This is a genomic window from Pseudazoarcus sp. NS20, assembly GCF_059703745.1.
The window spans coordinates 272,603-296,278 of sequence record NZ_BAAKIY010000004.1; the positions used below are offsets into that span (position 1 = coordinate 272,603).

21 protein-coding genes and 1 tRNA gene are annotated in these 23,676 nt (G+C 64.5%); 9 read left to right on the forward strand and 13 right to left on the reverse strand.

Translation table 11 applies throughout. The features are described 5' to 3' along the window. Positions 1 to 4 precede the first annotated feature (4 nt). Both AC6H0W_RS13060 and icd read left to right on the forward strand, forming a co-directional pair. Positions 5 to 607 carry a helix-turn-helix domain-containing protein gene (locus AC6H0W_RS13060; RefSeq protein ID WP_497577618.1) on the forward strand — a complete coding sequence of 201 codons (603 nt, stop codon included), beginning with the start codon at positions 5 to 7 and terminating at the stop codon, positions 605 to 607. 277 nt (positions 608 to 884) lie between these two features. Then, a complete protein-coding gene (gene icd, locus AC6H0W_RS13065; RefSeq protein WP_497577619.1) occupies positions 885 to 2,129 on the forward strand; it encodes an NADP-dependent isocitrate dehydrogenase in 1,245 nt (414 codons plus the stop codon). Between the two features lie 87 nt (positions 2,130 to 2,216). Here the strand turns inward: icd and AC6H0W_RS13070 are convergent, their stop codons facing one another. From AC6H0W_RS13070 to AC6H0W_RS13085, 4 genes are all read right to left on the reverse strand, one after another. Next, positions 2,217 to 3,449 carry a pyridoxal-phosphate-dependent aminotransferase family protein gene (locus AC6H0W_RS13070; protein WP_497577620.1) on the reverse strand — a complete coding sequence of 411 codons (1,233 nt, stop codon included), beginning with the start codon at positions 3,447 to 3,449 and terminating at the stop codon, positions 2,217 to 2,219. 300 nt (positions 3,450 to 3,749) lie between these two features. Then, positions 3,750 to 4,025 carry a DUF4212 domain-containing protein gene (locus AC6H0W_RS13075; protein WP_497577621.1) on the reverse strand — a complete coding sequence of 92 codons (276 nt, stop codon included), beginning with the start codon at positions 4,023 to 4,025 and terminating at the stop codon, positions 3,750 to 3,752. Between the two features lie 112 nt (positions 4,026 to 4,137). Continuing rightward, positions 4,138 to 6,318, reverse strand: coding sequence for a malate synthase G (locus tag AC6H0W_RS13080; RefSeq protein WP_497577847.1), 2,181 nt, complete (start codon positions 6,316 to 6,318; stop codon positions 4,138 to 4,140). 473 nt (positions 6,319 to 6,791) lie between these two features. Beyond that, positions 6,792 to 7,127 carry an FCD domain-containing protein gene (locus AC6H0W_RS13085; RefSeq protein WP_497577622.1) on the reverse strand — a complete coding sequence of 112 codons (336 nt, stop codon included), beginning with the start codon at positions 7,125 to 7,127 and terminating at the stop codon, positions 6,792 to 6,794. Positions 7,128 to 7,180: 53 nt separating this feature from the next. Here AC6H0W_RS13085 and AC6H0W_RS13090 point away from each other — a divergent pair, with 53 nt between their 5' ends. The 6 genes from AC6H0W_RS13090 to AC6H0W_RS13115 all read left to right on the forward strand — a co-directional run bounded on the left by AC6H0W_RS13090 (position 7,181) and on the right by AC6H0W_RS13115 (position 12,190). Continuing rightward, the gene (locus tag AC6H0W_RS13090; RefSeq protein ID WP_497577623.1) at positions 7,181 to 7,876 is read left to right on the forward strand and encodes a fumarylacetoacetate hydrolase family protein; all 696 of its coding nucleotides are present in this window, start codon (positions 7,181 to 7,183) and stop codon (positions 7,874 to 7,876) included. A gap of 47 nt (positions 7,877 to 7,923) precedes the next feature. Continuing rightward, a tRNA-Thr gene (locus tag AC6H0W_RS13095) sits at positions 7,924 to 7,999 on the forward strand. A gap of 157 nt (positions 8,000 to 8,156) precedes the next feature. Next, on the forward strand, positions 8,157 to 10,292 hold the full coding sequence (locus tag AC6H0W_RS13100; RefSeq protein ID WP_497577625.1) for a protein-disulfide reductase DsbD family protein: 2,136 nt from the start codon (positions 8,157 to 8,159) through the stop codon (positions 10,290 to 10,292). A 39-nt stretch (positions 10,293 to 10,331) separates the two neighbouring features. Beyond that, positions 10,332 to 10,949, forward strand: a complete 618-nt coding sequence (locus AC6H0W_RS13105) for a redoxin domain-containing protein (RefSeq protein WP_497577626.1) — start codon at positions 10,332 to 10,334, stop codon at positions 10,947 to 10,949. A gap of 118 nt (positions 10,950 to 11,067) precedes the next feature. Beyond that, positions 11,068 to 11,355: a DUF1330 domain-containing protein gene (locus AC6H0W_RS13110; RefSeq protein ID WP_497577627.1), complete on the forward strand. Its 288-nt coding sequence runs from the start codon at positions 11,068 to 11,070 to the stop codon at positions 11,353 to 11,355. 10 nt (positions 11,356 to 11,365) lie between these two features. Further along, positions 11,366 to 12,190, forward strand: a complete 825-nt coding sequence (locus AC6H0W_RS13115) for an NYN domain-containing protein (protein ID WP_497577628.1) — start codon at positions 11,366 to 11,368, stop codon at positions 12,188 to 12,190. Positions 12,191 to 12,202: 12 nt separating this feature from the next. Here the strand turns inward: AC6H0W_RS13115 and AC6H0W_RS13120 are convergent, their stop codons facing one another. Next, on the reverse strand, positions 12,203 to 12,628 hold the full coding sequence (locus tag AC6H0W_RS13120; RefSeq protein ID WP_497577629.1) for a hypothetical protein: 426 nt from the start codon (positions 12,626 to 12,628) through the stop codon (positions 12,203 to 12,205). Between AC6H0W_RS13120 and AC6H0W_RS13125 the strand changes: the two genes are divergently transcribed. Continuing rightward, the gene (locus tag AC6H0W_RS13125; protein WP_497577630.1) at positions 12,603 to 13,328 is read left to right on the forward strand and encodes a hypothetical protein; all 726 of its coding nucleotides are present in this window, start codon (positions 12,603 to 12,605) and stop codon (positions 13,326 to 13,328) included. The two genes, AC6H0W_RS13120 and AC6H0W_RS13125, sit on opposite strands and share 26 nt — an antisense overlap. Here AC6H0W_RS13125 and parA read toward each other — a convergent pair. The 8 genes from parA to AC6H0W_RS13165 all read right to left on the reverse strand — a co-directional run bounded on the left by parA (position 13,309) and on the right by AC6H0W_RS13165 (position 23,670). Further along, the gene (gene parA, locus AC6H0W_RS13130; RefSeq protein ID WP_497577631.1) at positions 13,309 to 13,959 is read right to left on the reverse strand and encodes a ParA family partition ATPase; all 651 of its coding nucleotides are present in this window, start codon (positions 13,957 to 13,959) and stop codon (positions 13,309 to 13,311) included. The two genes, AC6H0W_RS13125 and parA, sit on opposite strands and share 20 nt — an antisense overlap. A gap of 31 nt (positions 13,960 to 13,990) precedes the next feature. Continuing rightward, complete coding sequence (locus tag AC6H0W_RS13135; RefSeq protein ID WP_497577632.1) at positions 13,991 to 14,824, reverse strand: methyltransferase domain-containing protein; 834 nt, start codon at positions 14,822 to 14,824, stop codon at positions 13,991 to 13,993. 89 nt (positions 14,825 to 14,913) lie between these two features. Next, positions 14,914 to 15,873: a transglutaminase family protein gene (locus tag AC6H0W_RS13140; protein WP_497577633.1), complete on the reverse strand. Its 960-nt coding sequence runs from the start codon at positions 15,871 to 15,873 to the stop codon at positions 14,914 to 14,916. Then, a complete protein-coding gene (locus AC6H0W_RS13145; protein WP_497577634.1) occupies positions 15,870 to 18,356 on the reverse strand; it encodes a circularly permuted type 2 ATP-grasp protein in 2,487 nt (828 codons plus the stop codon). The genes AC6H0W_RS13140 and AC6H0W_RS13145 overlap by 4 nt, the downstream gene beginning before the upstream one ends. A gap of 76 nt (positions 18,357 to 18,432) precedes the next feature. Further along, positions 18,433 to 19,368 (reverse strand): alpha-E domain-containing protein, encoded by a 936-nt coding sequence (locus tag AC6H0W_RS13150; protein ID WP_497577635.1) that lies wholly within the window; start codon positions 19,366 to 19,368, stop codon positions 18,433 to 18,435. 1 nt (position 19,369) lies between these two features. After that, the gene (locus tag AC6H0W_RS13155) at positions 19,370 to 20,818 is read right to left on the reverse strand and encodes a circularly permuted type 2 ATP-grasp protein (protein WP_497577636.1); all 1,449 of its coding nucleotides are present in this window, start codon (positions 20,816 to 20,818) and stop codon (positions 19,370 to 19,372) included. A 174-nt stretch (positions 20,819 to 20,992) separates the two neighbouring features. After that, positions 20,993 to 22,564 (reverse strand): methyl-accepting chemotaxis protein, encoded by a 1,572-nt coding sequence (locus tag AC6H0W_RS13160; RefSeq protein WP_497577637.1) that lies wholly within the window; start codon positions 22,562 to 22,564, stop codon positions 20,993 to 20,995. A 125-nt stretch (positions 22,565 to 22,689) separates the two neighbouring features. Continuing rightward, the gene (locus AC6H0W_RS13165) at positions 22,690 to 23,670 is read right to left on the reverse strand and encodes a quinone oxidoreductase family protein (RefSeq protein WP_497577638.1); all 981 of its coding nucleotides are present in this window, start codon (positions 23,668 to 23,670) and stop codon (positions 22,690 to 22,692) included. Positions 23,671 to 23,676: the final 6 nt, after the last annotated feature.

A 23,676-nucleotide genomic window follows, 5' to 3' on the forward strand; every position in this document is an offset into this window, starting at 1 on the left:
AGCCATGTCCGAACACAGCACCGGTTCCGCCGCGCAGGATGTAGAGCGCGCCATCAGCACCCGCATCACCACCTTGCGCAACGAACGCGGCATGACGCAAGAGCAGATGGCCGACGCCTGCGGCGTGACCAAGGGCTATATCTCGAAGATCGAGAATGCCCGTATCGTCCCGCCCATCGGTACGCTGGTGCGCATTGCGCACGCGCTGCGTGCCGACGTGGCCGATTTTCTGAAGCCGCTGGATGATGCGTGGCAAGACGTGGTGAGCGTGGTGCGCGCCGATGAGCGTCAGCCTTCGGTGCGCGGCGCCAGCGCCTTCGGCTACGACTATTCCAGTCTGGCGCATCGCAAGCGCCACAAGCGCATGCAGCCCTTCATCTTCTCGTTCCCCGAGGTCGAGAAAGACACCTGGTTCGAGCACGACGGCGAAGAATTCCTGTTCATTCTCGAAGGGCGTGTGCAGTGGGAGATGAAGATCGATGGCGAGCCGCGCAGTTGGGTGCTCGAACCGGGTGACAGCCTGTATTTCGAATCACGCACGCCACATCGCGGGCGCGGCCTGAGTCCGGGCGCGAAGGCTTTGATCATCATCTACACGCCGGTGTGATCCATGTCCCTGCGGGGGCGGCGGGGGATTCCTTGGGTCAATGATCGGGCAGGCGCTTCATGGCGTTTGCCCGATTTTCTTTGCGCAGTGCTGCTTGCCAGGGGCTTCAGGACATGTGTCTTTTATAAGACCTGTCAGGCGAGGGTGAATTGCGTGATAATGCCGGACGCAGGTCCTGCCGCTCCGACGCGCCACCGCGTGCCGGCAGCGGGTGTGTCGTTCGCGCTGGTGACTCGCCGGGGCGGGCGTTCCGAATATCCCTACACCAGGAGTCACAATGAGCGCACCCAAGTATCAGGTTCCGGCTGGCGGCCAGAAGATTGTTCCAGGCAAGCCGGTGCCGCACCATCCGATCATCCCGTTCATCGAAGGTGACGGCATTGGCGCGGAGATCACTCCGGTGATGATCAAGGTGGTCGATGCCGCCGTCGAGAAGGCCTATGGGGTGCAGCGCAAGATTCACTGGATGGAAGTCTTTGCCGGCGAGAAGGCCACGCGTGTGTATGGCCCGGATGAATGGTTTCCGGAAGAAAGCTTCCAGGCGCTGATGGACTATTCGGTGTCGATCAAGGGGCCGATGACAACGCCGATCAGCGGCGGCATGCGCTCGCTCAACGTGGCGCTGCGCCAGCGACTCGACCTGTATCAGTGCATTCGCCCGATTCGCTGGTTCCGTGGTGTGCCCTCACCGGTGCGTCACCCGGAGCGGGTCGATATGGTGATCTTCCGCGAGAACACCGAAGACATCTACGCCGGCATCGAATGGCCGGCGAATTCGCCCGAGGCCGAAAAGCTCATCAAGTTCCTGCAGGACGAGATGGGCGTCACCAAGATCCGTTTCCCCGATACCTCGGCCATCGGTATCAAGCCGGTGTCGATCGAGGGAAGCTCGCGGCTGATCCGCGCGGCTTTCAAGTACGCCATCGACAATGATCGCGAGTCGATCACGCTGGTGCACAAGGGGAATATCCAGAAGTTCACTGAAGGCGGTTTTCGTGACGTCGGTTACAAGATCGCGCGGGAGGAATTCGGCGCAGTCGAGATCAAGGGTGGCCCGTGGTGCACGTTCAAAAACCCGAAGACCGGGCGCGAGATTCTGGTGAAGGATTTCATCGCGGATGCGTTTCTGCAGGAAGTGCTGCTGCGCCCTGAAGTGTGCGACGTGATCGCCACCACCAACCTCAACGGCGATTACATCGCTGACGCGTTGGCGGCGCAGGTGGGTGGTATCGGCATCGCGCCGGGGGCCAATGTGTCGGATCAATACGCCTGCTTCGAGGCCACGCACGGCACGGCACCGGCGATTGCCGGCCAGAACAAGGCCAACCCGGGCTCGGAAATCCTGTCGGCCGAGATGATGCTGCGTCACCTCGGCTGGCGTGAGGCCGCGGACTGCATCATTCAGGGCATGGAGGGGGCGATTGCTTCGAAGCGCGTCACCTACGACTTCGCCAGCCTGATGGACGGCGCCACCGAGATTTCGTGCTCGGCCTTCGGTGATGCGGTCATCGCCAACATGTAAGTTGCGCAGCCGTAGCCGCGCTGCGGCGACATAAAAAAAGCCACGGCATGCCGTGGCTTTTTCGTGTGCAGCGCTCGGCTGCGTGCGTCAGGCGGTTGCCGTGCGCGGGATGTGGTGCTGCTGGGCGAACACGCGCTGGGCGGCGGTGATGGCTGCGCCCGGTTCGACCGAGCGGCCGTTGGCGTCGAGCACCATTTCCATGGCAGAGAGGGCCCCCAGCACGTTCTCTTCGCGTGCCGAATAACCCATCAGGCCGAAACGCCAGATCTGGCCGGCCAGCGGGCCGAGGCCGGCGCCGATTTCGACGCCGTACTCTTCGAGCAGGGTGCGGCGCACCAGCTTGTCATCCACGCCCTCCGGCACCCACACCGCGTTCATCTGCGGCAGGCGGGCACCCTCGGCCACGACGAAGTTCAGGCCCAGCGTATCGAGGCCGGCCTTGAGTGCTTCGTGGTGGCGCTGGTGACGTGCCCAAGCGTGCTCGAGGCCTTCGGCGGCGAGCAGGCGCAGGGCTTCGTGCAGGCCGTACAGGCTGTTGCCCGGGGCGGTGTGGTGATAGGTGCGCTGCGTGGCGCTCCAGTAGTCAAGCACCAAGTTCAGGTCCATGAACCAGCTCTGGACGCGCGTCTTGCGGGCCTTGACCTTGGCGATGGCGCGGTCGGAGAAGCTCACCGGCGACAGGCCCGGCGTGCACGACAGGCATTTCTGCGTGGCCGAATAGACGGCATCGACACCCCAGGCGTCGATCAGCACCGGGGTGCCGCCGAGCGAGGTGACGGCGTCGACGATGGTCAGCGCGTCGTACTTGCGGGCGATGTCGCACAGGGTCTGCGCGTCGGACTGCGCGCCGGTGGAGGTCTCTGCGTGGACAAAGGCCACCACCGAAACGCCCGGGTTGGCCTTGAGGGCGTCTTCGAGTTTCTGCGGGTCGACCGGCTTGCCCCAGTCTTCTTCGACGACGATGGCCGTGGCGCCGCAGCGTTCGACGTTCTCGATCATGCGGCCGCCGAACACGCCGTTGCGGCAGACGATCACCTTGTCGCCGGGTTCGACCAGGTTCACGAAGCAGGCTTCCATGCCGACGGAGCCGGGGCCCGACATCGGGAAGGTCAATGCGTTCTTGGTCTGGAAGGCGTAACGCATGAGCGTCTTGAGCTCTTCCATCATCGTGACGAAGATCGGATCCAGGTAGCCGATGACGTCCTGCGCGAGGGCCGATTTGACCTGCGGATGCAGATCGGACGGGCCAGGGCCGAGCAGAATGCGATGCGGCGGATGGAAGGTATCGATATCGAGCGTGGGCTGGACGGCGAGGGACAAGGCGGCACCTCGGAGGTGGTCTGGAAAAGAGGGCGATTATAGCATTTCGCGCCAAAAATCGCAGGCCACGCATTGCGGCTTTCACGACTGCAAAAGCACGAAAAAAAACCCCCCGGTAATCTACCGGGGGGTGCAAGCACGCGGGCAAAAGTCCGCAGTGGAAGTGGGTGGTGATGGTTTTGCATGCGTGCTTGCCGGTTTCGCGTAGTTCGCGGGTTTTCTCGGGAAGCCACGACTGACTGCATCGTGAGTGCAGTATCGGGGCTGAAACTTACAAGAGCCTTAACGCGCAAAAGATTTTCAGGTGCGGTCGTCGGGCAGTTTCGTGAGCTGACGGCGGTCGAGACGGTTCATCCGGCGTGCATACACGCCGATGATGATCAGGAAGAAGATCGGAGCGCCCTGGGCGAACAGGTAGAAGGCGATCGGGATGCCAAACACGCTGTGACGATTGAGCTCACGGGCGTACAGGGCGGCCCCCAGAATGAGGCCGAACCACAGTATCAGCAGGGCGCAGGTCAGCAGGCGGTTGCGTCGCCAGTGTTTGCGCAGGGCCGGGGTGTCAGAGCCTTTCATGGTGGCGTCAGTTTCGGCCGCGGCGCAACGTCGTGCAAGTCCCTGGATGCAATCAGGCGCGCAATGGAAAACGGCGCCCGCAGGCGCCGTTTGTGCAGCGAGAGGCGGTCGGTCACTTCTCGGCCTTGGCGGCCAGACGCCAGTGGTGCAGCAGCGGCTCGGTGTAGCCGTTGGGCTGCGCGCAGGCCTTGAAGATCAGGTCGCTGGCGGCGCGGAAGGCGATGGAGTTCTCGAAGTCGTCGCTCATCGGGCGGTAGGCCGGGTCGCCGGCGTTTTGCCCGTCCACCACTTCGGCCATGCGCCGCAGCGTGTCGGTGACCTGCTGCTCCGAGCACACGCCGTGCCGCAGCCAGTTGCCGATGTGCTGGCTGGATATGCGCAGCGTGGCGCGGTCTTCCATCAGTCCGACATCATTGATGTCCGGCACTTTCGAGCAGCCCACGCCCTGGTCGATCCAGCGCACGACGTAGCCAAGAATGCCTTGGGCGTTGTTGTCGAGCTCCTGACGGATTTCCTCAGCGGACCATTCGGCCTTGCTCACCACCGGCACGCTTAGGATGTCGTCGAGCAGTTTGTCGCGCAGCGTGACGAAGTCGGATTCGCGCTCCATCTTCTCCTGTAGCGCGGCGACGTCGACCTCGTGATAGTGCAGGGCGTGCAGGGTGGCCGCGGTGGGCGAAGGCACCCAGGCGGTGTTGGCGCCGGCCTTGGGGTGGGCAACCTTCTGTTCCAGCATGGCCGCCATCTTGTCCGGCATGGCCCACATGCCCTTGCCGATCTGCGCCTTGCCGCGCAGCCCGCAGGCCAGGCCGGCGAGCACGTTGTGGCGCTCGTAGGCGGCGATCCACGGCGTGCCTTTCATGGCCGTCTTGCGCAGCATCGGGCCTGCTTCCATTGCGGTGTGGATCTCGTCGCCGGTGCGGTCGAGGAAGCCGGTGTTGATGAAGGCAACGCGCGACTTTGCAGCAGCAATGCAGGCGGCGAGGTTGACCGAGGTGCGGCGCTCCTCGTCCATGATGCCGAGCTTGATGGTGTCCGGTGGCAAGCCCAGCAAGGTTTCGACGTGGCCGAACAACTCGTTTGCCAGCGCAACCTCGGCGGGGCCGTGCATTTTCGGTTTGACGATGTACATGCTGCCGTGGCGCGAATTGCGACGCGCTTTCAGATCATGCATGGCGATCAGCGAGCCGATCACCGCGTCGAGCAACTCTTCCGGGATTTCGCTGCCGTCCTGCAGGAGAACCGCCGGATTGGTGAGCAGCGAGCCGACATTGCGCAGGAACATCAATGATCGACCGGGAAGCTTCAGTGTGGAGCCGTCCGGCGCGGTGTATTCGCGGTCGGCGGCCAGCGTGCGGCGTACCGTCTCGCCATCCTTGTTGAAGGTGGTGGTGAGCGTGCCCTGCATGAGGCCCAGCCAATTTCGGTAGGCGAGCACCTTGTCCGTGGCATCGACTGCGGCAATCGAGTCTTCGAGATCGATGATGGTCGTCAAGGCGGCCTCGATCACCACGTCACTGATGCCGGCCGGGTCGTTGCGGCCGGTCTGCGTGTCGCGGTCGATATGGATCTCGATGTGCAGACCGTGGTGGCGCAGCAGCACGACATCGGGCGACATCGCCTTGCCTTGGTGGCCAGCGAATTGCCCCTTGTTGGCGAGGCCGGATTCGGTGCCGTCTGAGAGCTGCGCCAACAGCCGACCTGCGCGAATCTGCCACGCCCGCACGTCGGCATGGGAGCCGCTGTCGAGTGGCGCTGCCTGGTCGAGGAAGGCGCGCACGCGCGCCACTACTTTTTCGCCGCGTGCCGGGTTGTACTCGGGGCGGCGTTCGGCGCCGTCGTCCTCCGCAATCGCGTCAGTGCCGTAAAGCGCGTCATACAGGCTGCCCCAACGTGCATTCGCGGCATTGAGTGCGTAGCGCGCATTGGTGACCGGCACGACGAGCTGCGGCCCGGCAACCTCGCAGATTTCATCATCGACATTGGCGGTGGTCGCCGAGAAGGCAGCTGGAGCCGGCACCAGATAGCCGATGGACTGCAAGAAGCTGCGGTATGCAGTCATGTCGGTGATGGGGCCGTGGTGCTTGCGGTGCCAGCGGTCGAGCTCGGCCTGCATGCGGTCGCGCTCCGCAAGCGCCGAGCGGATGCGTGGGGCCATACGGTGGGCCAGCTCGCTGAAATCACGCCAGAACCGTTCTGCATCCAGGCCGGTACCGGGCAGTGCCTCGGTTTCGATGAAGCGGTGAAGTTGCGGGTCCACATGCAGCTGCTCGCAGGCAATGCGGGAGGTCATAGCGGGGGCCTCCTGATTCTGGAAGTGCTTGGATCGAGTGGTTGTGGCGGGGGCGAAGTCGGTGCCTTGCCCGGAAAGTCGGTCGAGAGTCATGAGCGCTCCTGGTCGGTTGCGAAAACGATGAGTTCGACGGGGCAGGGCGGCTGGGCAGTGATGGCCGACCGTCCCCGTATCGTTCGCGGCGCGCTGCTTGCGAAGGTCGTCCGCAAATCCGCACTGCAGATGCCGGGACGTGCCCTTTCGGGGCCGGCCAGGTCTTCTAATAGACACAACACCCAGGGTGGTGGGAGCGCTCTTTTTAGGTCAATTTATGGTGCGATGCAACGTAGTATTTGTACGTAGACGCAGCGGATGGTGCTGGGCGCAGATTCGCTGGCTCGATTTCTTTATAGGATATTTATCAGCAAGTTGTGGGAATTGCGTGGCGCTTTGAGGGGCGTCGGGTACGACGGGGCGCCAAGTTGATGAGGAGGTTATGGTGCGATGCGCAAAAAATGTAAGCAAGCCGTCAGGGTGGGCTGAACGGCTTGCCGGGCTTTGATTCGCGATTTCAGCGCGCGGCGCCTTTGGGTGCCCCACAGGGCTGCGGTGCCACGTCCGGTCGGGTCCATCAGGCGGTATTCGACACCGCGCAGGTGCTCGTACACGGCGCGGCTTGCACCTTCGATGTCGCGCTCTTCGATGGCACCCACGATGCGCTCGTGTTCCATGAAGCTGTGGTGGTCCTCGGGGGGGGCTCGCTGCTCCGCATGCGCCCCCATAGTCCGAGTCCGGTAGCCCGCGTCGGCGGGCTGTCGGCGCAGCAACATGCCCCTGGGCGATGACTGAAGGGGGGCAGCTCACCTGCCTGAGGAAGTATTGAATGAGCACCAACACTGAATACGTTCTCGAACCGCTCGAGCGTCCGAGCCTGCCGGTACGCGGTACCTCGAAGCGTTTCCCCATTCACCGCATCTACTGCATCGGCCGCAACTATGCGGCTCACGCGGTCGAGATGGGCCACGATCCGGACAAGGAGCCGCCGTTCTTCTTCGAGAAGAACCCCGACAACGTCATCGTCGATCAGGATTTCCCGTACCCGGCGGAAACCTCCGACGTGCACTACGAGTTCGAGATGGTGGTCGGCCTTGCCAAGGGCGGCAAGAACGTGTCCGTCGAAGAAGCGCTGGAACTGGTGTTCGGCTACGGCGTGGGTCTCGACATGACCCGCCGTGACCTGCAGGGCGAAGCCAAGAAGATGGGCCGCCCGTGGGATGTGGGCAAGGCCTTCGAGCACTCCGCACCGTGTTCCGAACTGATTCCCGTGTCCGAAACCGGCCACCCGGACCAAGGCAAGGTCGTCTTCAAGGTCAACGGTGAAGTGCGCCAGAACGGCGACCTCAACCAGATGATCTGGAAGACCGCCGAGCAGATCTCGATCCTGTCGCGCTACTTCGAGCTGCAGCCGGGCGATCTGATCATGACCGGTACGCCGGCCGGCGTCGGCGCCATCGTGCGCGGCGACGTGATGGAAGGCGAAGTCGAAGGTGTCTGCGGCATCAAGCTGAAAGTCATCTGATGCGTGGTTGATGCCGCGCGCCGGGTCGGGTATATTTGCGACCCTTCGCTGCTGTAGCTCAGTCGGTAGAGCAACTGATTCGTAATCAGTAGGTCACCAGTTCGATTCCGGTCAGCAGCACCAGTACCAACGCAAAAGGCCAGTCCTCCGGGGCTGGCCTTTTGCGTTCCGGCATTTCTTCGCGCGCGGCTGCGGAACCTGCGTGCACAATGACACTCCATCGGCAGGTGCAGCCGGGCCGTAATGCTGCGCCAAGTAACGGGTTTCACTGGAGAAGTGCATGTTCCTGGCGGGTCGTGGCTACAGTCGGTTGCTTGTGTGGGGCGTGGGCCTGCTCGGCGCCCTCGGGGTGACCGTGGCAGCAGCCCAGCAACAGGGGCCGCAGGTCGACACGCCGCATGTCGCGGCCAGGCTGGTGCTGTCCGCCGAGGCGGTGGCGCCCGGCGATACCGTCACCATCGGCGTCGCCAAGCGCATCATCCCCGACTGGCATACCTACTGGAGCAACCCCGGCGATTCCGGCCTGGCCACCACCATCGCGTGGGACGTGCCCGAGGGCATGCATATCGGCGAGATCGAATGGCCGGCGCCGGAACGCCATTCACTCGGCCCCGTCACCAACTATGGCTACGAAGGCAACGTCACGCTGCTCTCGCCCTTGCAGGTGCCCGCCGGGGCCGAGCCTGGTACAACCTTGCCGGTGCGTGCCCGCGTGTCCTGGTTGGTGTGCGCCGATGTATGCATTCCCGAAGACGTCGAGCTTGAGCTGAACATTCCGGTGGCCGCCCAGACGGTCGGTGACGGTCACCCGGCCATCGAGGCGGCGCGTGCGCGTCTGCCGCAGTCCTCGCCGTGGAAAAGTCGCTATGCGGTGAGCGAAGAGGGCGTGCGCATTGCCATCGATACCGGCCCGCTACCGGACGGTGCATCGGATATCTGGTTCTATCCGTTCGAGTGGGGCCACATCAATCATTCCGCCCGGCAACAGTTGTCGCGCACCGCCGACGGTATCGTGCTGCAGGCACCGCGTGGGGATGCCACGCCCACCGATGCGCCGCTTGGCGGCGTGCTGGTGATCCGCGAGGAAACGCTCGACGGCATGCTGTCGAGCGCCTTCGAGGTGTCGGCACCGCGCGTCGACGCCATCGCGGCCGGCAAGCCGGTGACGATGGCGCGCTCGCAGGCGGAGTCCAACTCGATCAATCTCGCGCTGGCGGTGCTGTTTGCGCTGGTAGGCGGGCTGATCCTCAACCTGATGCCGTGCGTCTTCCCGGTGCTCGCCATGAAGGTGCTGGCGTTGGTACGCACCGGCGGTGATCGCGCCAGCGTGCGTGGGCACGGTCTGGCCTATCTGGCCGGGGTGCTGGCGAGCTTCGCATTTCTCGCCGCCGTGGTGCTGATCCTGCAGCAAGGTGGCGCAAGTCTGGGCTGGGGCTTCCAGTTTCAGTCGCCGGTGTTCGTGGTGATGGTGGCGTGGCTGCTGTTCGCCGTCGGGCTGAATCTGTCCGGCGTATTCCACATCGGCGGCGGCTTGGCGGGCATCGGCCATTCACTCACCATGCGCGGCGGGCACTCGGGCAGTTTTTTCACCGGTGTGCTGGCGGCGGTCGTGGCGACACCGTGCACCGCTCCGTTCATGGGGGCCGCCATCGGGTTCGCGATGACGCAGCCTCCGCTGGCTCTGGTGCTCATCTTCCTGGCGCTGGGGCTGGGCCTGGCGATTCCCTTCGTCGTGCTCGCCTACTGGCCGGCGTTGATTGCGCGCATGCCCCGCCCCGGGCCGTGGATGGAGCGCTTCAAGCAGTTTCTGGCGTTTCCGATGTACGGCGCTGCCGTGTGGCTGGTGTGGGTGTTGGCGTTACAGGCCGGAGCCGGCGGGGTGCTGGTGGCGCTGGCGGGCATGCTCGCGCTGGCACTCGCTGCGTGGTTGTACGACGTGACCTGGCATGCGGATGCACGTCTGCGCTTGAGCGGCCGTCTGGCCGCCTTGGCCCTGGTGCTGACTACGTTGGCCTTCGGTTCGGGAATTGCCTCGCAGCCGCAATCGGACGGGGCATCGGCCGCGACAGCCCTGCCGCACGAGCCCTACACGCCGGAGCGCCTCGAGGCCTTGCGTGCCGAAGGGCGGGCGGTGTTCATCAACATGACGGCAGCCTGGTGCATCACGTGTCTGGTGAACGAGCAGGTTGCGCTGAATCGCAGCGAAGTCGCATCGGCGTTTGTCGCAGGCGACATCGCTTATCTCAAAGGCGACTGGACCAATCAGGATGCGGCCATCACCGAGGTGCTCCAGCGTTTCGGCCGCAGCGGCGTGCCGCTGTACGTGTTCTATCCGGCTGCCCGCGGCGCCGAGCCCGTGGTGCTGCCGCAGATTCTCACCCCCGACATCGTGTTGCGTGCGCTCGATGGCGCGTAGCGCGATGGCTTTTCCCTCGTGATTGAAAGGAGTGCAACGATGACGCTTCGTCCCCTGATTGCCGCCGCGCTGGCGGTTGGATTGATCGCCCCCTTGGCCGTGTCGGCCGCGCCGGACGTCGGCAAGCCTGCGCCCGACTTCAAGGCCGTGGCGGCCGACGGCTCGACCATCGAGCTGTCCAAGCTGCGTGGCAAGACGGTGGTGCTGGAATGGACCAACCACGATTGCCCCTTCGTCGTGAAGCATTACCGCAGCGGCAACATGCAGCAAACCCAGGCCAAGGCGGCCGAGCAGGGCGCCGTGTGGTTGCAGGTGATTTCGTCCGAGCCGGGTTCGCAGGGCCATGTCAGTGCCGAGCAGGCCATCGCCCTGAACAAGGACCGCAACGTCAGTGCCGTCACCCACACCCTGCTGGATGAGCAGGGCACGGTCGGCAAGGCCTACGCAGCGCAGGTCACGCCGCACATGTACATCATCGATGCGGAAGGTGTGCTGCGTTACCGCGGCGGCATCGATTCGATCGCTACCGCACGTGACGCCGACATCAAGGACGCCACCAACTACGTGGTGGAAGCGCTTGATGCCATCAAGGCCGGCACCGACGTGCCGAACCCGGTCACGCGCCCCTACGGATGCACCATCAAGTACGCTTCGTAAGCTTCACGCGCCCGCCCGTGCTCGGGCGGGGCGCGCTTGTTTCGCCGCCGCAGCGCCATGCACGCAGCATCACCTGGCCAATCGGCTACAGTGAGTGAAACCCACGCGGAGGTGCAGCATGAACGAAGCCTACATGGTCGGACACCTCACCGTCCGGAATCCGCAGAAATGGGCGGAGTACACTTCACGCGTGCCGGCTACGCTTGCGCCGTATGGCGGCGAAGTGGTGTTTCGCGGTGAGGTTGCCGCCCTGTTGGCCGGAGAGCACCCGCACACCCGCGTGGTGGTGCTGCGTTTTCCCGATAGCGCTTCCGTGCAGGCCTGGCACGATTCGCCCGCCTATCAGGCGCTGGTGACCTTGCGCGTCGAAGCGGCCGACGGCGTGTTGATCGCCTGCAGTACTTGAGGAGCCCGCAATGAGCAACGGCAAGCGCAGTGACAAGTTCGAGAACGATGACTCCGCGCTGCGGCTGGCGGTGCTGATCGATGCCGACAACGCCCAGGCGGCCGTCATCGAAGGGCTGCTCGCCGAAATTGCACGGTTCGGCGAGGCGACCGTGAAGCGCATTTACGGCGACTTCACCTCCACCAACAGCGCCGGCTGGAAAAAAGTGCTCAACCGCTATGCCATCAAGCCGGTGCAGCAGTTCGCCTACACCACCGGCAAGAATTCCACCGACAGCACCTTGATCATCGACGCCATGGATCTGCTGTATACGCGGCGCTTCGACGGCTTCTGCCTGGTTTCGAGCGACAGTGATTTCACCGGGCTCGCGCTGCGCATCCGCGAAGAGGGGCTGATGGTGTTCGGTTTCGGCGAGAAGAAAACCCCCGAGGCCTTCCGCAATGCCTGCCACCGCTTCGTGTTCACCGAGGTCTTGCGTCCGGTCAGTGCGAAGGCGGCCGATGGCGCTGCCAAACCGGCGAAGAAACCGGCCGACAAGCAGGCTCAGAAACCGGCTCCGAGCGCTTCCCCGACGGCCACCGAAGAACCGCCCGCGCAGGATTTCCCGCGCGCTTTTGTGCTCGAAGCGCTGGATCAGGCGGGGGATGATTCAGGCTGGGCCGGGTTGGGCGCCTTTGGCAGCTACCTCAACAAGCTGCAGCCCGACTTTGATTCGCGTTTGTACGGCTTTCGCAAACTGAGCGATCTGGTGCGTGCGCGCAGCGACATCTTCGAATGCGAAGAACGAACGGTAGCGGGCTCGGACTCGAAAGTGCTGTACGTCCGGGCCCGCTGAGCGGAGCGAAGCTCAGCTCTTTTTCTTCTTCTTGCGGCCGCCTTTGACGACCTTGGGCAGGCCGTCGATCAGCGCACTGATCTCACTCGTCACGCGTTTCGCCAACAAGGCGAGGCCGGCGCGCAGCACTTCCGATTTGCTCACCTTGCGGCCATTTTTCTGCAGTGCCTGACGAAGGGATTTGAGCCCTTTCTGCTCGGTCGCAGGCAGCGAGAATGAATCGCGTACGGTCTTGCCTGTCTTGGCCGGTGCTTTGGTCGTGGGTTTGGTCGTGCTGGCCGGTTTGGCTGCCGGCGTAGCCGCCGTGCGTGCGCCCGAAGTGGGGCGGCTGCGAGTGGTCGAGCTGGATGCCTTGCCCGTGGCGGGTTTGCTGGCAGCCGTGCTGCGGCTGCTTGTCGGTTTGGCGGCGGTCTTGTTTGCCGTGGGCTTCGAGGCCACAGGCTTTGCAGCCGGTTTTGCGGCCGGTTTTGCGGCCGGTTTCGCCGCGGGTTTGGCGGCAGGCTTTGTAGTCGGCTTGGTCGGGGCAGGCTTGGCGGCGGGTTTGGCCGCTGTCGGTTTGGCCGCTGGTTTGCTAGTGGTGGTGCTGGCGGCTGGCTTGCTTGCTGCGCTGGCGCTTGGTTTCGCCGCGGGCTTGGCTGCCGGGGTTTTTGCCGGAGCGGCGGGCTTCTTGACCGGCGGCTTTTTGGCAGCGGCCGGTTTCTTCGCTGCCGTGGTGGCAGGTTTGGCGGCGACTGGCTTGGTTGCTGGCGCGGCAGGGGTTTTGGTCGCAGCGGTTTTGCTCGCCGGCTTGGCGGAAGCGGCTGCCGACGATTTGCTGGCAACCGGTTTTGCTGCGGTCGGCTTTGCCGCCGGTTTGGCCGCGCTTTTCGCGGCGGAAGGGACCGTCTTGCTGGCAGCAGGCTTCGCCACTACGGCCTTCGCTGCAGGTTTTGCGGCCGGTTTCGCCGCCGGTTTGGCTGCAGGTTTCGAAGCGGGTTTGGGAGCAGGTTTGGTCGTGGCCGTTGCAGCAGGCTTGGTGTCGGGTTTCGCAGCAGGCAATCGTTGGGCGAGTGCGGCGTCTTCCTGTTTGAGGCTGGCGCGGAGCGCCGAACGGTTGGTGTTGCGGGTGCTTGCCATGATCATTTCTCCAGATGGATGAGAACTGCGGCGACAAGCCGCTCCACTTCTTCTCGCGCAGCCAATGCTGAACGTCCGAGAGCGTACACCGAACTGCCGCGTACTGCTGATTGTGCGTAGGCACTGCGCTGTGACAGCGCCGCATCGAGCACCGGCAATTCAAAATCGCGCATCACTTCAAGCACGTCGTCGGACAGCGCCGTGCGAGTGACGCGGTTGGGCAGCAGGGCGCCGGACAGCGTCTTGCGGCGCTCCAGGATGAGGCGTTCGATGGCACGTGTAGACCACAGGTCGGTGGGGCTGGGCACCACCGGAACGATGGCGAGGTGAGCCACGTCGAGGGCCGCGATGGTGAACGGGTTTTCGATGGACGGCGGGCAGTCGAGAAGCAGAACGTCGCTGGCCCTGATGTGCGGACGCAGCTCGCGCTTGAGCTCGTCGGCGGTTGCCTGGGGGCGGATGATGCTGGCGGGGAAAGGCTTCGCGGTGGCGGCGGATTCACTCCAGCGCGAGGCGCTTTCCTGCGGGTCGAGATCGGCAACGGATACCTTCAGCCCGCGCTGCGCGAGCCCAGCGGCAAGCTGCATGGTGACGGTGGTCTTGCCTGAACCGCCTTTCTGAGAAGTCAGTGCGATGATCCGACAGTGCGCCATTACAGGCCTCCGGATGGTCTGTCGATGCGTATCAGCGTAGCGTCGCGAACCACTCGCGTTCGCCGGCGGATTCGATGGTGCTCCCTTTCACGATGCCTGCATAGTCCTTGCCGTTGAGGCGGAAGCTGATTTCAGGCCCTCGCAGAGAGAGCTCGCCGAGTTTGAGCGGTTTGCCGTTCTGCTTGGCCTGGCCGCTGAGCTGCTGGAACTCCTGCGTCAGCGTGAGCACGATCGGCGGGGCGTCGGCGTCGAGCCTGATCTCCCAGGTGCCAGCGACCTGGGCCGGGATGATCCACATATACACCCCGCGATTGAAAAGCGAATCCTGCGCGTCAGGTTGCCATTCGCCCATGTCGAACGAGTGCGACACGATGCGGGTGCCGGGCGCCATGTTCGACAGCAGGTAAGGGCGCAGTTCCAGATTGAGTTGCGGCAGCAGGTACATGGTGACGACATCGGCGTCCGCGAACTCGGCCTCGAAAATGTCGCCTTCGATGAATTTCACCCGGTCGGCCACGCCGGCCTTGCGTGCTTGCGCGGTGGCGTACTCGACCAGCCACGGGTCGAGCTCGATGCCCAGGGCGCTGCGCACATCGTGTTTGCGGGCCGCCGTGATCAGGATGCGGCCATCACCGGAGCCGAGATCGACCACGTGGTCATCGCGCCCGACCTGCGCCATTTCAAGCATGCGGCGCACGGCTGGCATGGGGGTCGGCACGTAATCCACATCGAGTTCGGGTGTGCGGTCGGTGGTGTTGGCCTGAGTGGTTTTGGCTTGAGTGGTGGCGGGCTGCAAGCTGACAACGGCGAGAAGCAGAAGCAGCAGTGCGGCGGGGAGCGTGCGGGCGGGGCTGAGAAAAGTCATGCGGCGTTCCTGAGTCGATGCCGGGCGCAACAGGTGAGGCTCGGCGAGGGGCTCTCGCCCGCCGTTTGGCGGACAGTGGGAACGACAGACTAGCCGTGGGTGGGGGCCAAGTCGAGCCCGGGCAAGGATGAATTGCCGTACAAGGTGGTGAACTCGGCCTCTGGCACGACGGTGACGGCGATTTCAGGCTCGTGCGAGCCGCCGCCCAGAATGATGCCGCGCTGCGGTGAGATGTCGTTGAAGTCGCGGCCCCAGCCGATGGTGATGTGTTCCAGATCGGCCCACACCGCGTTGGTGGGGTCGAAATCCACCCAGCCGAAGCCGGGCGAAAACACCGACACCCAGGCATGGGTGGCATCGGCGCCGATCATGCGTGGCCGGCCCGGCGGCGGGCGTGTCAGCAGATAGCCCGACACGTAACGGGCCGACAGGCCGAGCGAGCGCAGGCAGGCGATCATGAAGTGCGCGAAGTCCTGGCACACGCCGCGCTTCTTCTCGAAGACCTCGAACACAGGGGTGGAGACTTCGGTGGCTTCAGGGTCGAAGGTGAATTCGTCGAAGATGCGCCGCATCAGATCGTCGCATGCGGCCAGCAGCGGCCGGCCGGGCACGAAGCTGGCCATGGCGTATTCGGCGAACACGCGCTTGATGCGTACATCGGTGGATTCGAACATGAAGGCCGAGGCTTCGAGCAGGGCGGGGGGCAGACTCGTGCCGGCGTGGTAGCGCAGGGTGTCACGCACCGATTCCCAGCTTGGCGAGCTGTCCATCGGGGGCATGGTGCGCGGCTGCAATTCGACCCAGCATTCGCTGCGCACCAAAAGCTCTTCGTGGGCGGTTTCGAAGTGCATGGCCACGATGCGGTTCCCGAAGCTGTCGCTGAAGGCCTGACTGCGTGCGGGGTCGGGGCTGACGCGCAGACGGTGCGACACGCAGGTTTGCCACGGCAGCTCACGCGGCTGCAGGCGCATCAGCTGATGCGATTCGCGCACCGGCTGTTCGTAGCTGTAACGCGTTTCGTGCAACACGTGATAGCGCGTCGGCGTCATGCGACGCTCCTCAGTCGCGAGCGATTCACGGTGTGGATGAAGAAGCGGTTGTGCACGTCGTCGGACAAGGCCTGGGCTGTGTCCCAGGCGTCACCCAGCAAGGACGACAGCCGTGCGCAAGCCGGGTCGCATTCGTCGGCTTCGAAGGCAGTGAGGTCGAAGCGCGTGAGTCGTCGTTCGAGCTCGCCGATGTGCGGCGGCACGGTGTGGCCAAGCTCTTGCGAGGCGAGCGTGAGATAGCGTTTGAGCGCTTGTGACTGGAAGGCGACCGAGTGCGGGTTGCTGGTGTCGAACACCACCAGATGGATGACCGGCAACAATTCTGGCGCGCGCCGGTAGCGGGCGCGGTAGGTGACGATGGAGTTGCAGGCGTCGAGCAGCCATTCGAGCATGCGCTCGCGATCACTGGCCGGAGTTTCGAGCACAGACCGGATCAGCGTCGACAGCGCGGCCAGGCGTTCGATGCGACGGCCCAGAATAAGGAAGCGCCACGCCTCGTCGCGCGTCATGTCGTCCATTGCGAAACCCGCCAGCGAAATGCAGTCGAGCATCACGCGGTCGAGTGCGCCGAGTGCCTGGTCGAGTGTGGCCGGCGCCGGTTTAAGGGCGTTTTCGAGGCGGTTGAGCACATGCCAGTTGTCGGACGACAGGCGCTCGCGCACGTGGTTGATGTTGAAACCGAGCGCGCGCAGGTTGGCTGCGATGGAGTCCGGGTGTTTGTAATCGGATACCGCTGCGAGCAGGCGTTCTTCAAGGTCAGCATCGCCGGCCGTCGGCGGCAGCACGCCGAGCTGCTCGGCGGCAGCCAGCAAGCCGGCGAGCTCGCCGTCGATTTCCTCATGGCCCGTCGCTACGCGGGTCAGCACGGTGCGCAGCAGTCGCGCCGAGGCCTCGCAGCGCTCGGAGTGGCGCCCCATCCAGAACAGGTTTTCGCCTACGCGAGACGGCACTTCCGCGCCGGCCGTCATCAGGTCGATCATGCCAAGGCGCTTCTTGATCAAGGTTTCGCGCTGTACCGGGCCTTCCGATTGGATCCAGGTATCTTTCGACAGCCCGCCACGCTGCATCGAGATGACTTCGACTCCGGCATCCGGTGCCACGCGGGTGAGGGCGCCGGGCATCACCGTGTAGCCGCCGTCGGGCGTGGCGGCAGCGAACATGCGCAGACCGACCGAGCGCGGCAGCAACTGTTCGCGATCAGCGCTGTGCGACCACACGGGGGCTTGCGACAAGCGCACCCACTCCTGGCCGACGTAGGCATGCGGTTGCGCCACGATGCTGTCGACCATCTGCTGCAATGCTTCGCCCTTGAGCGTATGGCCGAACACCGGTTCGCGGCTCATGTCGGGGTAGGCCGGCTTGATCACCAGGTTGTCGATGTTGGCGAGCACTTGCTCCATCGCGGTGGTTTCGCCGCACCACCAGCTCGCCACGGAGGGGATGGCCAGCGGCTCGCCCAGCAGGCGTTCGCAGATGCGTGGCAGGAAACCGAACAGTGCGGCGCTCTCCAGTACCCCGCTGCCCAGCCCGTTGGCCATCAGCACGCGCCCGGCGCGCACGGCGCCGAGCAGGCCGGGAATGCCCAGCGCGGAATCGGCGCGCAGTTCGAGCGGGTCGCAGAAGTCGTCGTCGAGGCGGCGCAGGATGGCATGCACCCGGCGCAGGCCGCGCAGCGTCTTGAGGTACACGGTGTCGTCGCGCACCGTGAGATCCTGCCCCTCGACCAGCGGGAAACCGAGGTAACGCGCCAGGAAGGCGTGCTCGAAATAGGTTTCGTTGTACGGACCGGGCGTGAGCAGCACGCACAGCGGCGTTTCACCATCGGTCGGGGCCATGCGCGACAGCCCGTCCTGCAGCGAGCGGAAGAAACCTGCCAGCTTCTGCACGCGAAGGTTGCGGAAGGCGTCGGGGAAGGCCTGCGACACCACGATGCGGTTCTGCAGCGCATATCCGGCGCCCGACGGGCCTTGCGTGCGGTCGGCAATCACCCACCAGCCGCCGTCCGGGGCGCGCGCCAGATCGACGGCGTAAAAATGCAGGAAGCGTCCGCCGGCAGGCTGAATGCCGTGACAGGGCCATTTGTAGCCGTGCTGCCCGAACACAAGCGCGGGCGGCAGCATGCCTTCGGCGATCAGCTTCTGCGGTCCGTAGATGTCTGCCAGCACGCGGTCGAGCAAGCGTGCGCGTTGCGCCACCGCGGTCGATAGCGTGTGCCATTCCTGAGCACTGATGACCAGCGGCAGCATGTCCAGCTCCCACGGTCGGCGCATGCCCTCGGGGTCGGCATAGACATTGTAGGTAACGCCGTCGGAGGCAATCGCATCGGCCACGAACGACGCGCGCTGGCGCATCGATTGCGATGGCAGGCCTTCGATGCGCTGGGCGAAGGCTTGCCAGTGCGTGCGCGGTTTGCCCGGTTCGGCGAGCATCTCGTCGAACCGGTTGTCGGCAAAGGGATAAGCGTTGATCAGGCCGGCAGGCATGACGAGAGGTGTGAGCGTGAGGCGTCCGCCAGGGGCGACGATCCTAGCGGAAAATGCCCCAGCCGTGAACGGAGACTCACGCTGCGTCCTGCGGGAACCAGTTGGTCGCGATTGCCTGATGCAGCTCGGCGACTTCCAGTTGCACGTGGTCCATGAAGTCGTGCAGCCCGTCGTCGGCGATCAGCGTCGGCACTTCCGCTTCCAGCGCGTGGCGCCGCGCAGCAATCGCCATGTGCAGCGGGCGCTCGTTGTTGGGCAGGCGCGTCAGTGCACGCTCGCAGCGCGACAGGGCGTGCGCCACGGAGCGCGGGAAATCGGCATCCTGCAACAGGAAACGCACCACATCGACGCCGTTCACGCGGCGCTTAACGTGCTGCCGATACATCTGGAAGGCGCTTTGCGAGCGCAGGATGCTGGTCCACAACAGCCCTTCATACGGGGCCGGGTTGTCGCGGCGGGCAAGCAGGCGCAGGGCGCCTACGTCGATCTGCCGCGTGGCCATGTCGGCGCGTTCGATGTTGTGGCCGAGGCGGATGAAATCGTAGGCGGCATCATGGCTCATGCAGCCGGCGAGCAGCCCGGTGAGGGTCTGGCAGCGCTGCACGATCTCGGACAGGAATTCGTGACGGCCGCGCTTGTTCACACCCTGTTCGGCGTTGTCGCGCGCGAACAGGTACAGCTCGTTGACGATCTCCCAGCCTTCGGTCGGTACCAGATCACGCGTGGTGCGCACGTTTTCGCGGGCGCTGCGCAGGGTGCTCAGGATGGAGCCCGAGTTCGAGGCATCGGCGATCATGAATTTGACGCAATTGCGGTCGTCGTCGCGTTGGTAGCGCTCGTCGAACAGGGTGTCCATGCCGGTCACGGAGACCAGCTCCTTCCACGACAGCGCGACGGACTTGGGCATGTCTAGGGCCAGCGTGTTGAAGGCCATGATCATGCGGGAGGTGTTTTCGGCGCGCTCGATGTAGCGGGCCATCCAGTACAGGCGTTCTGCGACTCTCGAAAGCATCTCAGTTCTCCTCGTCCACGATCCAGGTGTCCTTGCTGCCGCCACCTTGGGAGGAGTTGACCACCAGCGACCCGCGTCGCATGGCCACCCGCGTGAGGCCGCCCGGCGTGACGTCGGTGCGCACGCCTTGCAGGATGAACGGGCGCAGGTCGATGTGACGCGGCTCCAGCCCTTCCTCGCACAGCGTCGGCGCCACCGACAGGGCGAGGGTGGGTTGGGCGATGTAGTTGCGCGGGTCCTTGCGGATCAGCCGGGCGAACTCGGTGCGCTGCTTCTTGGTGGAGTGCGGCCCTACCAGCATGCCGTAGCCACCCGATTCGTTGGCCGGCTTGACCACCAGATGCTCAAGGTTGGCGATGACGTGCTCGCGGTCTTTCTTGTCGACGCACAGGTAGGTCGGCACGTTGGGAATGATCGGATCCTGATCGAGGTAGTACTTGATCATCGCCGGCACGAAGGCGTACATCACCTTGTCGTCGGCTACACCGGCACCGGGTGCATTGGCAATCGCCACGTTGCCGGCCCGCCACGCGCGCATCAGGCCACGCACGCCGAGCATGGAATCGGGTTTGAAGGCTTCGGGGTCGATGAATTCGTCGTCGATGCGGCGGTAGATCACGTCTACACGCTCCAGCCCGCCGATGGTGCGCATATACACGCAGTCGTCATCGTTCACCACCAGGTCGGCGCCCTCGACCAGTTGCGCGCCCATGCGCTGGGCCAGATACGAGTGTTCGAAGTAGGCCGAGTTGAAGATGCCCGGCGTGAGCACCACCACGGTGGGGTAATCCTGCGGGCGCGGCGACAGCGCGGCGAGCATGTCGAAAAGTTGTGCCGGGTATTCGTCCACCGGCAGGATGCTGGTGTTCTCGAACAGTTCCGGGAACACGCGTTTGGTGACGTGGCGGTTCTCGATCATGTAGGACACGCCGGAGGGCACGCGCAGGTTGTCTTCCAGCACGTACATGGTGCCGTCGCCGTCGCGTACCAGATCGGAACCGCAGATGTGAGCCCATACCCCCAGCGGCGGGGTAAAACCGCGGCACTGTTCGCGGAAATTCTTGGATTGGGCCAGTACGTAATCGGGCAGCACCTTGTCGCGCAGGATGCGTTGCTCGTTGTAGAGATCCTGTATGAACAGGTTGAGGGCTGTGAGGCGCTGCGTCAGGCCGGCCTCGACACGGGTCCATTCCTTGCGCGGAATGATGCGCGGGATGATGTCGAAGGGCCAGGCGCGATCGATGTTCTCGCCTTCGCTGTACACCGTGAAGCTGATGCCCATCTCGACGATGGCCAGTTCGGCCGCCTTCTTGCGGGTCTGGATTTCGGCGGAGTCGAGCCCCGCGAGGTAGTCGGTCAGCACTTTCGCGGCCGGGCGGGGTTTGCCTTTGGCCGCGATCAGTTCGTCGTAGAACGGGGAAGGGGAGTAATTCTTCCAGTCAATCGACATGCAGCATCCTCCAGGGGGGCGCCAGAGGCCGTTTTGCAGCCTCGATGGTCGGTATGACGAGGATACGCCGCAGTGCCCCATCCGTGAACGCAAAGCGCATGCCCGCGTGCTTCGGCGCAACAGGCGGTGAGTCTGCGTGAGCCCCTGGCCCCGCATCCGGCGCCTTGCGGCGCGTCACTTGTAAACGCCGCAGCCGAAGATGTAGTCGTCCACCCGGCGGACGAACGAGCTCTTGCTCTCCACGTCGCCGGTTTCCGGGTTCTTGAACATATAGTCCTGCCAGCCGCTGCCGGCCTGCTGGGCGATGCGGATGCGGTCTTGCACGAACAACGCGCCATTGGCGTCGCGGGCGTCGCGCATGTTGCTGCCGATGAGCTTCGGATTGCCGCCGTGGGCGCGCACCGTACCTTCCATGTCGTACACGAAGATGTACAGATCGCGCTGCACGAATTCGCCGTGAGCGTCGTTGAAGGCATCGAAGGCGGCCTGCTGCCCGCGGCTGGTGTACAGCGCTGCCGCGCGCTCGACGAGTTGTGAGGCTTCGTTGGCGGTGCCGCCCGAGAAGCGGCTGATGGCGTCCTTCAGGCTGGAGGCCACGGTATCCAGATGCTCGGCTTCTTCGGACATGTGATCCACGCCCACGCTGCCGCTTTGCAGCATGCTGGAGATGCGCTCCACGCTCTCGGAGATTTCGCTCGATACGGTGCTCTGCTCCTTCACCGCGGCGGCGATGTCGCGCACCATGTGCAGGGTGTCGTGCGCGCCCTTGTTGATGTGCGACAGTGCGTCGCCAGCGCGCGAAGCCAGCTCCACGCCGCGCGACACCTGGCTGACCCCTTCTTCCATGCCGGACACTACCGAGCGCGTGCTGTGCTGGATGAGCTCGATCATGCTGCTGATTTCGGCGGTGGAGTTGCCGGTGCGTTCGGCCAGCTTGCGCACCTCGTCGGCCACCACCGCGAAGCCGCGGCCCTGCTCACCGGCGCGTGCGGCTTCGATGGCGGCGTTGAGGGCGAGCAGGTTGGTCTGTTCGGCGATCTCGCGGATGACCTGCAGGATCTTGCTGATCTCGTCGGTGCGCCCGCCAAGTTCGCTCACTTGCCCGGCGGAGCGGCTGAAGGCTTCGGCAATCCGCTCCATTTCACTGGAGGCTTCACGCACCACGCGCTCGCCTTCCTCCGACAGCCTGCAGGCGGCTTCCGATGCGCTTTCGGTGTCGCTGGCGTGACTGGAAACCTGGGCGATGCTGGTGGTCATTTCCTGCATGGCGGCGGCTACGCTGGTGGTCGCGTCTGCCTGCATGTGACAGCTCTTGCGTACGTCGGAAGTGCGGTGGGCCAGCTTGCCCGAAGCGGAGCCGACTTCGGCCGCGTGGCCCGAGACGCGGGCGATCATGCGTTTGACCTCTTTGCCCATGTCGTTGAATGAGTGCGCCACGCACGCCATCTCGTCGCGCCCCTCGAGCTTCACGCGGGCGGACAGATCGCCTTTGGCGAAACGCGTGATCGCCGCCGAGAACGCCCGTGCCGTTTCACCCTGGGTTTCGGCCAGCGCGGCAAGCAGGTAAAGCGCAATCAGGGTGGTGGCCAGCGCAGCGCTGGAAGACCACAGCGAGCCACTGCCTTGGACGACTTCGTAGCCGAGGATGATGATCGGCAGCAGCAGGAGCAGACTGATCAAGCCGTATTTCTGGGCGTGACCAAGGCGGTTGCACAAGGCGATTCCGGGGGCCAACAGCACTTTCATTGCGTTACTCCGAACAAGGCCGGGGGCGTGAAGACGTTCAGCCACCGTTCACTGACATATCGGCCAAGGGTGGCAGAACTTCAGTGCGCCTCGGCATGCAGAGCGCTGGCGGGCCGTGAAATGGGTTACGGAACGAGCACGATCGAGCCGGTGGTGCTGCGTGATTCGGCGGCGCGGTGGGCCTCCGCCACGTCCTCGAGGGCGAAGCGTGCACCGATGGGAGCGTCAATCACGCCGCTCTGGATGGCCTCCATCACTTCGCGCGCGTTCTCGCGGAAGATTTCCGGCTTGGCGTTGTGGGGGAACACCGACGGGCGAGTGAGAAACAGGCAGCCCTTTTTATTGAGGATCTCGGGATGGATGTCCGGCGCAGGTCCGGATGCGGCGCCATACAGCACCACCAGCCCGAAGGGCGCTGCGCAGTCGAGCGAGCCCATGAAGGTGGTCTTGGCAACCGAGTCATACACCACGCGCGCCTTCTGCCCGCCGGTGGCGTCGATCACCTGCTGCACCCAGTCAGCCTGCGTGTAGTCGATGGCCTCGTCGCAGCCGGCCGCGCGCGCGGCCACGCATTTTTCCGGCGAGCCGGCGGTGCCGACCACGAAGGCTCCGAGCGACTTGGCCCAGCGCGACAGGATCTGGCCCACGCCGCCAGCCGCTGCGTGCACCAGCACGATGTCGCCCGGCTGCACGCGATGCGTGCGGCGCACCAGGTACTGCGCGGTCATGCCCTTGAAGATCAGTGCTGCCGCCTGCTCGTCCGACACGGCAACGGGCAGTTTCACGAGCTTGTCGGCCGACACGTTACGATGGCTCGCGTAGGCGCCCAGGCCTGCGTTCATGTAGGCCACGCGGTCACCCACCTTGAGTGCTTCGACGCCCTCACCCACGGCTTCGACCACACCAGCCGCCTCATGCCCGAGCCCGCCGGGCATCGGCACCGGATAGAAGCCGCTGCGTTGGTAGGTGTCGATGAAGTTGAAGCCGATGGCCGTCTGGCGCAGGCGCACCTCACCGCTTGCCGGCGCGGGCAAATCGATTTTGACGAGCTTCATTACCTCCGGCGAACCGGCTTCGGTGATGCGCACGATGCGTGCCTGGGTCATGTCGAT

Coding starts and splice junctions, on each gene's coding strand:
- AC6H0W_RS13060 (WP_497577618.1), top strand. CDS start 5: ATGTCCGAACACAGCACCGGTTCCGCCGCGCAGGATGTAGAGCGCGCC.
- icd (WP_497577619.1), top strand. CDS start 885: ATGAGCGCACCCAAGTATCAGGTTCCGGCTGGCGGCCAGAAGATTGTT.
- AC6H0W_RS13075 (WP_497577621.1), bottom strand. CDS start 4,025: ATGAAAGGCTCTGACACCCCGGCCCTGCGCAAACACTGGCGACGCAAC.
- AC6H0W_RS13080 (WP_497577847.1), bottom strand. CDS start 6,318: ATGACCTCCCGCATTGCCTGCGAGCAGCTGCATGTGGACCCGCAACTT.
- AC6H0W_RS13085 (WP_497577622.1), bottom strand. CDS start 7,127: ATGTTGCTGCGCCGACAGCCCGCCGACGCGGGCTACCGGACTCGGACT.
- AC6H0W_RS13090 (WP_497577623.1), top strand. CDS start 7,181: ATGAGCACCAACACTGAATACGTTCTCGAACCGCTCGAGCGTCCGAGC.
- AC6H0W_RS13100 (WP_497577625.1), top strand. CDS start 8,157: ATGTTCCTGGCGGGTCGTGGCTACAGTCGGTTGCTTGTGTGGGGCGTG.
- AC6H0W_RS13105 (WP_497577626.1), top strand. CDS start 10,332: ATGACGCTTCGTCCCCTGATTGCCGCCGCGCTGGCGGTTGGATTGATC.
- AC6H0W_RS13110 (WP_497577627.1), top strand. CDS start 11,068: ATGAACGAAGCCTACATGGTCGGACACCTCACCGTCCGGAATCCGCAG.
- AC6H0W_RS13115 (WP_497577628.1), top strand. CDS start 11,366: ATGAGCAACGGCAAGCGCAGTGACAAGTTCGAGAACGATGACTCCGCG.
- parA (WP_497577631.1), bottom strand. CDS start 13,959: ATGGCGCACTGTCGGATCATCGCACTGACTTCTCAGAAAGGCGGTTCA.
- AC6H0W_RS13135 (WP_497577632.1), bottom strand. CDS start 14,824: ATGACTTTTCTCAGCCCCGCCCGCACGCTCCCCGCCGCACTGCTGCTT.
- AC6H0W_RS13140 (WP_497577633.1), bottom strand. CDS start 15,873: ATGACGCCGACGCGCTATCACGTGTTGCACGAAACGCGTTACAGCTAC.
- AC6H0W_RS13145 (WP_497577634.1), bottom strand. CDS start 18,356: ATGCCTGCCGGCCTGATCAACGCTTATCCCTTTGCCGACAACCGGTTC.
- AC6H0W_RS13150 (WP_497577635.1), bottom strand. CDS start 19,368: ATGCTTTCGAGAGTCGCAGAACGCCTGTACTGGATGGCCCGCTACATC.
- AC6H0W_RS13155 (WP_497577636.1), bottom strand. CDS start 20,818: ATGTCGATTGACTGGAAGAATTACTCCCCTTCCCCGTTCTACGACGAA.
- AC6H0W_RS13160 (WP_497577637.1), bottom strand. CDS start 22,564: ATGAAAGTGCTGTTGGCCCCCGGAATCGCCTTGTGCAACCGCCTTGGT.
- AC6H0W_RS13165 (WP_497577638.1), bottom strand. CDS start 23,670: ATGACCCAGGCACGCATCGTGCGCATCACCGAAGCCGGTTCGCCGGAG.